This is a genomic window from Rhodococcus sp. DN22 (assembly GCF_036669995.1).
In the GTDB taxonomy this organism is placed as follows: domain Bacteria; phylum Actinomycetota; class Actinomycetes; order Mycobacteriales; family Mycobacteriaceae; genus Rhodococcus_F; species Rhodococcus_F erythropolis.
The window spans coordinates 4646374-4657502 of sequence record NZ_CP133326.1 but is presented as its reverse complement, the minus strand read 5'-3'; the positions used below and the strand labels follow the sequence as shown (position 1 = coordinate 4657502).

Genomic DNA, 11129 nt, shown 5'->3' with positions numbered 1-11129 from the left:
GCAGAATGCAGACCGGAAAGAAGACGGGGCGGCCGCCGACGTTGTCGACAACGGACATCGTCGAGGCCGCCCTCGCCGATGATCTGAGTGAACTGACCATGCCGAGCGTGGCAAAGCGGCTGGGCGTCAGTCATTCTGCACTTTATCGCTACTTCGCAGACCGCGAAGCGCTGCTGCGTGCCTGCTCGGATCATGTTGTGCGTCAGACTGTATGGCCCGATACGAATCGTCCGTGGCGCGAATTCCTGAAGGATTTCTGCGACGTTCTGTGGTCCTCGTTCGAGCGCTATCCAGGTCTGGCCCAGGTCGGGCTCGCAGTTCCGGGCACGCCGCCGGCGATAATCGAGATCGTGGAGAAACTGGTCGGTTCGTTGACTGCGCAAGGCTTCACACCCCACGATGCGATATTGGCGGTGGACTTCATCTCCGAGGTGACGATGACGCAGTTCGCAATGATGGCGGCGATGGACAAGACCGTCAGCTCCGCCGATTCACGTTCCGCGCGACAGGCGTATCAGGAAAGTTGGAATGCATCGGAGTCGTTGATCGAGGGAATCGGCGACGAATCGACGTGGCACGGGCGAGGTTGGTTGGACGAGAAGATCACGATCATGCTCGACGGCCTGGAAAAGCGTGTTATCGGCTGACATTTCTACTAGCTTTGAGAGTAATGCCCGTTTCGGCGTGATACAGGCTAATGTGCACACATAGGACGGGTGGTTGCTGCACCGGGAGGCGGGGATCATGGATCTCGAAGCGATTGTTCTCATCCAAAGACTCAAGTACCGATACGCACGCGCCTTGGACACCAAATCTTGGGTCGAATTCGCCGACACTCTGACCGTCGACGCCACCGCGATCTACGGAGAACAACTCAGTTTCGATTCCCGAGATTCGTTCGTCTCCTTCCTCGAGAACACTCTCGGATCACACATCATCACCGAACATCAGTGCGGGCAACCCGAGATCGACGTCGACGGAGACACCGCAACCGGGATCTGGTGCCTCGCGGACACAGTGGTAATCCCCGAAGACGGCATGCTGCTTCGCGGATCGGCCTTCTATCACGACAGATACACCCGCTGCAGCGACGGTGAATGGCGAATCTCCCACACGAGCTACGAGCGGACCTGGGAATCGGTGGTGGCGCTCGCCGACATGCCGAGTTTCCGATTGACGTCCAACAAGTGGGCGCTGCTGCAGCAACCGTCGTTCGGCGACTCGGTCGTTCGCAACGTCTCCTGAGGTCGCCCGCGATTAGAGTCGGCTCATGGTTGATGCAGATTTTTCGCTGCCTGACGTACGGACGTGGATTCGCGGTATCCCCGCGCTGACCGGAACTCCGCCGCCCGCGCCCGAGTGTTTTCCGGAAAAGCCGGGGGAGTTGTTCCTCGACTGGCTCCGTGCGGCCGTGGCCTTCGGCGTCGTCGAGCCACAAGTGTGTGCGCTCTCGACCGTGGACGGCGACGGTATGCCTGATTCTCGCTTCCTCATCCTCAAGGACGTGAGCGAGGGTGGGTTCTGGTTCTCGGGTTCAGCTGCTTCGCCGAAAGGTGTTGAGCTGAAAAAAAATCCGCGAGCATCGCTCGCCTTCTACTGGCGCGAGACGGGTCAACAGGTCCGGATTCGCGGAACGGTTCGCGAGGGCGGCGACGCACTTCGACGCCGAGACTTCGTCGAACGCTCCGTCACGGCGAGAGCGGTGGCGACGGCAAGTGAGCAGAGCGAGGTGCTCGAAGACTTAGGGGCGTACGACACGTCGGTGGCCGCTGCGGAAGCAAGAATCAGCGACGACCCAGGGTTCGTGTCGAAGGACTGGCGTGCGTGGTGCCTCGAGCCGGAGTCTGTCGAGTTCTGGCAGGCAGACTCCGGGCGTCGGCATCAGCGGTGGTTGTACCGGCGCGGCTCGGACCGAGCATGGACACGAGCAGTGCTGTGGCCCTAAGGGGCAGCTGGGCCCAGATCAGCTCGCGCTGATCTCCGGCGATACGAGGTTGACGACGATCGACTGTCCGCCCAGTTTGGCGTGGATTTCGGGATGTTCGAACCCCGAGGACAACAGGTAGCTGCCGAGCATCGTGAGCAACTCGTCCAGATCCGTCGTGGGATCGGAGGAATGTGCGCTCGAGGGTGAGGCCTGATTTGCGATGAGTTCGGTGTGGGTGAGTCGACCGGCCACTCGAACGGCGGCTACGCCCATCGCGTCGCGACGTACGACGGTACGACTCCGAGTTTCGAGCGTCCTCGATGATTCGCGTGTTGAAGCTGGCACTGAAAGGTCCTCTCCGCTGCTGTGTGCGGCCGTGGTTCGGGCAGGAAGCGGAAACGTGAATGCATCGGATTGCTTGGGTGCGGTCGACAGAAAATCCGCTGTGGCGGTGGCACTGCTGGAACCGTTACCCGTGGAAAGGTTGCTCCCAGAACCATTGCTTGCAGAACCATTGCTTGCAGAACCATTACTTGCGGAACTATTGGCTCTCGATCCGTTGCCGGAACCGTTGGGGCCCGCTATTCCGTGAGAATTCTTGTCTTCCATTGTTTCGCTCCTGATGCCCGTAAACAGACCGTCGGTTTGCTTAATCGACGCAAACATACCAGGAGTTGGTTTAGGGTCACACCCCTTGTGGAGTTCGGCGTTGAATGCGTAGCCACATTGCGAAGCCCCACAGGACGAAGAATGCATAGACCAGATAGAGGATCGCCGAAGGGTAATAGCCGGCTCGGAAAAGAAGGGGAACACCAACGGCGTCGACGCCGATCCAGATGAGCCAGAATTCGGTCCAGCCGCGCGCCATGCCGTATGTCGCGAGGATGGAGCCGGTGAAGATCCAGGCCTCCGCCCACGCTCCGTACGAGCCGAGGAGGTCGAAGATCCAGGCGAAAGCGATTGTGCCGCTGGCCATGACGGCGATCATGGCGACGCGCTCGCGAGTTGTCGCCCAGTGGGGCAGGACTGCGCGACCGGAGTCGCGTGCCCCGCGTCGCCACTGAGTCCACCCGTAGACGCTGACGGTGATGAACAACAACTGACGGCCGGCCTGGCCGTAGAGATTGAGCTCTTGCGGAGTGTGGAAAAGTGCGCCCATGAACACCGTGAACAACAAGGCATTTCCGGCTATACCGACGGGCCACGCCCATACCGAGCGTCGCGCGCCCGCGATCGCGGAGCCGATTCCGAACGCGTTTCCGATGATCTCTCGCCAGAGAATCGTGGCGCTGCCGATGTGCAGTTCGGCGTCGAACAGCGCCTCGATCAGGCTCATCAGTCCGCAGCAGCGACGAGGGGTTCGAGCGTCAGATCCGGGAGTTCCTTCTGGATGTACTGCAGGCGCCACTTGTCACTGACCAGGGCGAGCAGAACACCGTCGGATCGGGTGAAGACCTCCACACCGCGCTGACGGTTCAGTTCGACCTCGGACGCGGCGTCGGTACGGCGAGCCAATGCGTAGCCGAGCGGTTCCATCTTGGCCTCGACGTTGAACTCGGCCTTCATGCGCGCTGCGACGACCTCGAACTGCATCGGGCCGACGGCCGCCATGACGGGGGAGGCGTCGCCGCGGATGTCGTTGCGGAGAATCTGGACGACGCCCTCGGAATCGAGTTGGTCGACAGCACGGCGGAACTGCTTGTACTTGCCGGCGCTTTCGGCGCGCAGGATCGAGAAGTGTTCCGGCGCGAACGACGGGATCGGTGGGAACTCCACCTTCTTCTCGGTGTACAGCGTGTGGCCGGGTGCGAGTGCGGTGGCGTTGACGAGGCCGACGACGTCGCCGGGGAACGCGGATTCGACGGTGGAACGTTCACGTCCGAATACCGTCTGGGCGTACTTGGTCGTGAAGGGCTTGCCGGTTTGGGCGTGTGTGACAACCATGCCGCGCTCGAACACGCCGGAGACGATGCGCATGAACGCCAGACGGTCGCGGTGCGCGGTGTCCATACCGGCCTGCACCTTGAAGACGACCGCACTGAACGGATCGGTGACCTCGCGCGGCTTGCCGCTGAGGTCTTCGCGCCCACGCGGCGGCGGCGCCAATTCGACGAGGGTGTCGAGGATCTGGCGGACGCCGAAGTTGAGCATCGCGGACGCGAAGATCACCGGGGAAGTCTGACCGGCGAGGAACATCTCCTGATCGTGGTCCTGGCCGGTAGCGGAGAGCAGTTCACTCTCCTCGGCCGCGGTCTCCCACTCGGAGCCTTCCTTGGCGAGCGCCGCGTCGGCGTCCATGACCTCTTCGGGGGCGATCTTCGCGCCGCCTGCGGTACGGGTGAAGCGGACGTACTCGCGAGCCTCACCGTCTTCACCGCGCCGCAGCAGTCCGCGGAAGTCGCCGGCGATGCCGACCGGCCAGTACAGGGGGGTGGGTGTGAGGCCGATCCGTTCGCCGATCTCGTCGAGCAGTTCGAGAGGAGTCTGACCTGGACGGTCCCACTTGTTGATGACGGTGATGACCGGAATGCCGCGGTGACGACACACCTGAAACAGCTTGAGCGTCTGCGGTTCGAGGCCCTTGGCAGCGTCGATGAGCATGACCGCCGCGTCGACGGCGGTCAGGACGCGGTACGTGTCCTCGGAGAAGTCGGAGTGACCGGGGGTGTCGACGAGGTTGATGACGTTGATCTGCTCGTCCGGGGTCTCGGAGGAGTGGTAGTTGAACTGCAGTGCGGTGGAACTGACGGAAATGCCGCGGGCCTTCTCCATCTCCATCCAGTCCGAGACCGTCGACTTGCGGCCTGCCTTGCCGTGGACGGCTCCTGCCTCCGAGATCTTCTTCGCGTGCAGTGCCAGCGCTTCGGTCAGCGTCGACTTTCCGGCGTCGGGATGCGAGATGACGGCGAAGGTGCGGCGACGCTCTGCCTCGGCGGACAGGCCCTTGGTCGTCGTCGTGACCGCGACCGACCCGCTCTCGGTTGAATCGGGGCCTTCGGTGTCGGACTGGACAGTCGAGTCGGAAGGGACGGTCGAGTCGGACGGGGTAGTCAACGAAGAACCTCTCGAAGTGGGCGTCGGTGCCGGCGACGTGCCGGTGCGCGGACAGGTGGAGAGTGCGGCAGCACAACAGAGAAAGGATACTCGCAGACCACGAGGCAGTAGCCACTGCGGCGTAACACTCGGCGAACGATCGCTGATTATCCATGTATGTGTGTGTTCGAACACACAGCCATTTGTGTCCTGCGAAGAGTTGCACTGATCGAAGAGTGACACTGACCGAGGAGTTGCGTTGAGCAAGTTCACCGAAGAGATGTATGCGACCGCCGCAGTCACCGACCGCGGCCTGGTGACGGGAGAGCCGGACAACGCTTTCCGTCAGACCTGGGGCGACATCCACCAGGAGGCTAGGCGCATGGCCGGCGGCCTGGCCGAGGTCGGTATCGATCGCGGCGTCGCGATCGGCATTCTCGCCGGACAGCCCGTCGACATCGCACCTGCCTGCCAGGCGACGTGGATGCGCGGTGCGTCGGTGACGATGCTGCATCAGCCGACCCCCCGAACGGATCTGGGCGTCTGGGCTCAGGACACCGAGACTGTGATCGACATGATCTCCGCAAAAGCCGTCATTCTGGGTGCGCCCTTCGACGCGGCCAAGCCGCTCCTCGAAGAGCGTGGCATCACCGTCGTGACGGTGGACGAGCTTCGCAGCGGAACGTCGATCGATCCCGTGGAGACGGCCGAATCGGATATCGCACTCCAGCAGTTGACGTCCGGTTCCACCGGTTCGCCCAAGGCTGTGCAGATCACGCACGAGAACTTCTACACAAATGCCTACGCCATGATCAACCGCATCAAGTTCTCCATCGAAGACGACGTGATGGTGAGCTGGCTTCCGCTCTTCCACGACATGGGCATGGTGGGTTTTCTCACGGTTCCGATGCAGGTGGGCGCAGAGGTCATCAGCATCACGCCGATGGATTTCCTGCGCACCCCGGTGCTGTGGGCCGAACTGATGGGCAAGTACGGCGGAACCGTCACCGCCGCACCGAACTTCGCGTACTCGCTCTTGGCTCGTCGACTCGCACAGGCGGAAGACGGGGCAGTCGACCTGTCCAGCGTCCGATACATGTGGAACGGCGCCGAGCCGGTGGATCCCGACACGATGGATGCACTCGCCGAGGCCGGTGCGCGTTTCGGTTTGAACCCGACTGCGCTGGCGCCCGTGTACGGAATGGCGGAAACCACGCTCGCCGTGTCGATTCCGGATCCCGATCAAGGTCAGGTCCTCGACTACGTCGATCCAGACTTTCTCGAATCGATGTCTCGAGCGGTGCCGTCCAATCGCCCCAACGCTCGTGCCCTCGCCACACTCGGCAAGATGGTGCCTGACCTCGAGGGACGCATCGTCGACCGTGACGGTCAGGTGCTTCCGGCCCGCGGTGTCGGAATCATCGAGGTTCGCGGCAAGGCAGTCACTCCCGGGTACGTCACGGTCGACGGACACAAGCCGGCCCAGGACGCCGACGGTTGGCTCGACACCGGTGACGTCGGGTACTTCACCGAAGAAGGACTGGTCGTGGTGTGCGGGCGTGTCAAGGACGTCATCATCATGGGCGGCCGGAACGTGTACCCCACAGACATCGAACGGGCGGCCGGAACCGTTGCCGGTGTGCGTCCCGGAAATGCCGTCGCGATTCGTCTCGACGCCGGCCAGAAGCGTGAGAGCTTTGCAGTCGCCGTCGAGACCAACGCTTTCGAAGATCCGGAAGAGGTCAAGCGTATCGAACGCGAAGTGGTCCACGCCGTGGTTGCCGACGTCGGTGTCCGACCTCGCGCCGTTGCGGTCCTGGGTCCCGGCAGTATCCCGAAGACGTCGTCGGGGAAGCTCCGCCGCGCGAATTCGGCTGCACTGCTGGGTAACTGACCGTCAGTGCAGGCGGTTCTGTGCGGCTTCCAACCCGAGTTCGAGCAGTAGCTCCACTGCATCCGCAGCCTCTTCGCATACGAGGTCGAGTTCTTTTCGCTCCGTGGACGAGAACGGCTTGAGAACGTAGTCCGCCGGGTCCATGCGGCCCGGCGGACGACCGATCCCGACGCGCGTGCGCAGGTAGTCCTTGGTGGTCAACGAACTCGAAATGGACCGCAGGCCGTTGTGGCCGCCTTCGCCGCCGCCGCCGAGTTTGAGTCTGATCGTCCCGAAATCGAGATCCAGTTCGTCGTGGACGACGATGATGTTCGCGGCGTCGACCGAGAAGAACCGTGCGAGACCGGCGACAGCGCCACCCGAGAGATTCATGTACGAGCGTGGTTTTCCGAGAATCACGCGCCGGCCGGCGAGGCGACCTTCGACGATTTCGGCACCACTCTTCTTGTGTACGTTGAACTTTCCGCCCATGCGCCCGGCAAGGGTGCCGGCGACCATGAAGCCGACGTTGTGCCGGGTCTTCTCGTACTGGGGGCCGGGATTACCCAGGCCGATGACGAGGGCGGTATCTGTGCTCAACGGACGCTACTTTCTGGCTTGATTTTTCCTGCTACGCACGAACGGCGCGTCACTCCGAATCGGAATGACGCGCCGCGCGCAGTGAGTTCTGTTGGAACCGAGAGGATCAGGCCTCTTCTGCAGCCTCGTCGGCGGCGGGAGCTTCTGCGCCCTCTTCGAGGTCTGCCTCGGTGGGTGCAGCAACGACGTTGACGATCAGGGTGTCGGCGTCAGCCTGCAGGGTCGAGCCCTTGGGCAGTTCGAGCTGGCTGGCCAGGATCTGGGTGCCGATCTCGAGACCCTCGACCGAAACCTCGATCTGCTCGGGGATGTGAAGCGCGTCGGCCTCGATGGAGATCGTGGATGCGTCCTGCGCGACCATCGTGCCTGCAGCAGCATCGCCGACGACGATGACGTTCACGTCGATCGTGACCTTCTCGCCCTTCTTGATGACGAGGAGGTCGGCGTGCTCGATGTAGTTGCGGATGGGGTGCACGACGACCGACTTGGTCAGTGCAACCTGCTCCGTGCCCTCGATGTCGAGGGTGAGGATGGCGTTGGTGCCGTGTGCACGGAGGATGGCGGCGAAGTCGCGAGCCGGCACATTGAGGTGGCGGGGATCTTCACCGTGGCCGTACAGGACCGTGGGGACCTGGCCGTCACGACGTGCGCGGCGAGCTGCGCCCTTGCCGAATTCGGTGCGGACGACGGCGACGAGGTTGTTTTCTTCAGACATGATGAAACGGCTCCTACAACTCACGGGGTTCGTGCTCGGTTTACTGACGTGTGGTTTTGCCTGCGGCAAGGCGGACAGGCGCGCACACGGCCAGGAGCGAAACGCTCGAGCTGAGCCGTAGCCGCGTCGATCACGGTAAACCTGCAACGTGTGGAACTGCTGCGATTCACCCTCGCCGAGACAACTTCGGATACGTTACCGGAGTTTGCTCCCGGCCGCTAATCGCAGGTGGTGGGGACCTGGCCGTGTGGACGTGGTTCGCGTCACATCGAAAGCGGTAGCCTGACGGAGTGACCATCGTGGGGAACGCTCCCGAAGGCAGTCGGCTCGGTGCCGTCGTGCCGGGTACCGACCTGTCGCAGCATGCTCGCCTACTCAGTCGGGTGCACGACGCAGTTCTCTCCGGCCAGGAACCACCGGCGCAGCCGCGGACCGTCGTGGCGCGGTCGTGGTCGAGGGTGGCCGCCGGCGGGCTCACGCCGGATCACTGCGGTGCGTCTACTGTTGCCGATTTCTCCGAGTTGGAGGCGAGGCGTTCGCGTACCGCGCTGCGAAGCGTTCTGCCCGAACTGCGAACCACGCTCACCGAGGTCGCCGAGGACGCGGGCTTCATCGTGGTCGTTGCCGACGCCGACGGTGTCCTGCTCTGGCGCGAAGGGGCGAAGACCGTCAAACGTGCGGCGGACGCTCTCGGGTTCGCGGAAGGCGCACGCTGGTCGGAGCAGTCGGTGGGGACCAACGCGATAGGTACCGCGCTGATCGAAGACTCTGCGGTGCAACTCTTCTCGGCCGAGCACTATGCGCCCACGCATCACAATTGGTCGTGTACCGGCTCGCCCGTGCACGACCCACGGACGGGCGAGATCCTGGGCGTGGTGGACATCAGTGGATCCGCAGCTTCGGTTCATCCCACCACCGTCGCGCTGGTGCGCACCGCGGTTCGCCTCGCGGAGGCGACGCTGTGGCGCGAGCACGCGGCTTCGCTCGAGCGCCTGCGCTCGCGCGCGGCGCCGTTGTTCGCGGCAGGCACAGGTCCGGCATTGGTGGTCGACGAGTTCGGCTGGGTAGCCGGCGCCAGCGGGATTGCCGCGCCCGACCGTGTGGCAGCACCCAGTGCGGGAAAGCCCGTCATCGTGCCAGGTCTGGGGATGTGTCTGCCTGAGCCGCTCGGAGACGGCTGGCTGTTGCGCACCGGCGTCGGCGGGCCGTTGATCGAGCTGGAGCTGGCCCTCGGCGCATCGCCGCAGGTGACGGTGCGTGGTGACGCCAACTGGACGCGCGCGCTTTCGCCGCGTCACGCCCAGATCTTGCGGGCACTGGCAGCCGTCGGTTCGGCAGGTGTGGATGCCGCAGGCCTGAGCGAAGTGCTCTTCGGTGATCGCGAGCATGTCGTGGCAGTGCGCGCCGAGGTGTCCAGACTGAGGAAACACCTCGGCGCAGTCCTGCAGACTCAGCCGTACCGCTTTGCCGAGGGCGTGCGAGTTGTGGTGATCTAGCGCGCCGCGCTGATTCCGGCACGACGTCCGAAGAAGCTGCCGTCGCCGAGACTTGTCCCGCTGGCGTAACCGCCCGCACAGACACCGGACGTGCAGCGACCCGCTGCGAAAAGTCCGGGGATCGGCGCACCCGAGACGTGCAGAACCTCGGAATCGACGGTGGTCTTCAATCCTCCCAGCGTGAATCCGCCTGTGCGGCCACGGAGATCGATTGCCGCGAACGGGCCGACGATCGGCTTCACCCACTCGGACTTCTTGCCGAGCACCGGATCCGAACCTTCAGCCGCGTGCCGGTTGTAGAGGTCGACGGTGGATTGCAGCGATCCGGCGGGCAATCCCATCTCGCCTTCGAGTTCCTCGACGGTCTCCGCCACCCAGCTCGGCTGCGCCCGCAACTGTGCACTGGACGATTCGGCATTCATGCCTTCCTCGTACGCAGCTTCGTCGATCACGAGGAATGCCTGGTTATCCTGCTGGAACAGCGTTGCCTGGCCGATGCGGCCGGGGTAGGTGTCCTCGGGGATGTATCGCTGACCGCGGCCGTTGACAAGAATGCCGCGCACCATCAACTGTGGGTCGCAGAAGAACGCGACCTCGGTGGCGTCCATGTGTGCGGTGTCGGCGCCGAGTGCCTGACCGATCTGGATTGCGCGGCCGTCGTGCGCCTCGATGGAGGCCGCCGGGTGGCCGAAGATACGCGGTGCGTTCGAGCGCACCATCTCGTTGTTGTACGCGAAGCTGCCCATCGCCAGCACGACGCCCTTGCGTGCGCGAATCGCGACGTCCTTGCCGTAACGCTTGGCGACGACGCCGACAACCCGATCGCCGTCTACCACCAGAGTTTGGACGCGCAGATCGTATTCTGCTCGGACACCGAGCTTCTCGGCCGTCTCGACGAGTGGCTTCATCAGCATGTAGCCGCCGCCCTTCTCGCCGGTGTTCTTCTCGGACATCTGCGGAACGTGTCCGCGGGGCGCGGGATCGACGAGGGTGTTGAACGGCGCGGCGTTCTCGCCTCCCGAGTACATGAGGCCGTCGTCGTACGGCGGTTCCCAGCCGGGCTGACCCCAGAACGATTCCTTGAACGGGACCCCGGCGTCGACGAGCCAGTTGTAGTGATCGACGCTGCCCTCGCAGTACGCGTCGATCTTCGTATCGTCGGTTCCGGGGCCGAGCGCTGCCTTCATGAACGTCTTCATGTTCTCGACCGAGTCCTCGAACCCGCACGCCTTCTGCAACGGCGTTCCACCGCCCAGGTAGATGAATCCACCAGCCAGTGACGCGGCTCCGCCCCAACCGCCCGTCCGCTCCAGGACGAGCACCTCGGCGCCGGCACGAGCTGCTTCGATCGCAGCGGTGACGCCGGCGATGCCGTATCCCGCGACGACGACGTCGGCCTCGTAGTCCCAGGTGGTGATGTCGGCAGCGGAGATCGGTCTGACGGTGGGGTCGGCCATGCGAATAGTCCTCTCGGAAGGCGAAACT

The 11129-nt window shown here is 63.7% G+C and carries 11 protein-coding genes; 5 read left to right on the top strand and 6 right to left on the bottom strand.

Features of this window, described 5'->3' with window-relative positions; genetic code table 11:
- Positions 1–5 precede the first annotated feature (5 nt).
- The 3 genes from RA302_RS21095 to RA302_RS21085 all read left to right on the top strand — a co-directional run bounded on the left by RA302_RS21095 (position 6) and on the right by RA302_RS21085 (position 1945).
- Positions 6–647: a TetR/AcrR family transcriptional regulator gene (locus RA302_RS21095; RefSeq protein WP_243617546.1), complete on the top strand. Its 642-nt coding sequence runs from the start codon at positions 6–8 to the stop codon at positions 645–647.
- Positions 648–744: 97 nt separating this feature from the next.
- A complete protein-coding gene (locus tag RA302_RS21090) occupies positions 745–1245 on the top strand; it encodes a nuclear transport factor 2 family protein (protein ID WP_003946235.1) in 501 nt (166 codons plus the stop codon).
- A 25-nt stretch (positions 1246–1270) separates the two neighbouring features.
- Positions 1271–1945 carry a pyridoxal 5'-phosphate synthase gene (locus RA302_RS21085; protein WP_070162476.1) on the top strand — a complete coding sequence of 225 codons (675 nt, stop codon included), beginning with the start codon at positions 1271–1273 and terminating at the stop codon, positions 1943–1945.
- A gap of 18 nt (positions 1946–1963) precedes the next feature.
- On the opposite strand, the gene RA302_RS21080 is transcribed toward RA302_RS21085, so the two are convergent.
- The 3 genes from RA302_RS21080 to RA302_RS21070 form a co-directional block, all read right to left on the bottom strand.
- Entirely contained in the window at positions 1964–2536 is a 573-nt protein-coding gene (locus RA302_RS21080) for a hypothetical protein (protein ID WP_047270289.1), read from the bottom strand.
- 76 nt (positions 2537–2612) lie between these two features.
- Entirely contained in the window at positions 2613–3263 is a 651-nt protein-coding gene (gene pnuC / locus RA302_RS21075) for a nicotinamide riboside transporter PnuC (RefSeq protein ID WP_019744670.1), read from the bottom strand.
- Entirely contained in the window at positions 3263–4981 is a 1719-nt protein-coding gene (locus tag RA302_RS21070) for a peptide chain release factor 3 (RefSeq protein ID WP_070162474.1), read from the bottom strand. Before RA302_RS21070 ends, pnuC begins: the two co-directional genes overlap by 1 nt.
- A gap of 238 nt (positions 4982–5219) precedes the next feature.
- On the opposite strand from RA302_RS21070, the gene RA302_RS21065 reads away from it, so the two are divergent.
- Positions 5220–6854 (top strand): fatty acyl-AMP ligase, encoded by a 1635-nt coding sequence (locus tag RA302_RS21065; protein WP_007728923.1) that lies wholly within the window; start codon positions 5220–5222, stop codon positions 6852–6854.
- Between the two features lie 3 nt (positions 6855–6857).
- On the opposite strand, the gene pth is transcribed toward RA302_RS21065, so the two are convergent.
- Both pth and RA302_RS21055 read right to left on the bottom strand, forming a co-directional pair.
- A complete protein-coding gene (pth, locus tag RA302_RS21060; protein WP_243617547.1) occupies positions 6858–7433 on the bottom strand; it encodes an aminoacyl-tRNA hydrolase in 576 nt (191 codons plus the stop codon).
- Positions 7434–7539: 106 nt separating this feature from the next.
- Positions 7540–8148 (bottom strand): 50S ribosomal protein L25/general stress protein Ctc, encoded by a 609-nt coding sequence (locus RA302_RS21055; protein ID WP_003946242.1) that lies wholly within the window; start codon positions 8146–8148, stop codon positions 7540–7542.
- Positions 8149–8438: 290 nt separating this feature from the next.
- Between RA302_RS21055 and RA302_RS21050 the strand changes: the two genes are divergently transcribed.
- Positions 8439–9644: a GAF domain-containing protein gene (locus tag RA302_RS21050; protein WP_228232777.1), complete on the top strand. Its 1206-nt coding sequence runs from the start codon at positions 8439–8441 to the stop codon at positions 9642–9644.
- On the opposite strand, the gene RA302_RS21045 is transcribed toward RA302_RS21050, so the two are convergent.
- Positions 9641–11101 carry an FAD-dependent oxidoreductase gene (locus RA302_RS21045; RefSeq protein ID WP_063316788.1) on the bottom strand — a complete coding sequence of 487 codons (1461 nt, stop codon included), beginning with the start codon at positions 11099–11101 and terminating at the stop codon, positions 9641–9643. The two genes, RA302_RS21050 and RA302_RS21045, sit on opposite strands and share 4 nt — an antisense overlap.
- Positions 11102–11129: the final 28 nt, after the last annotated feature.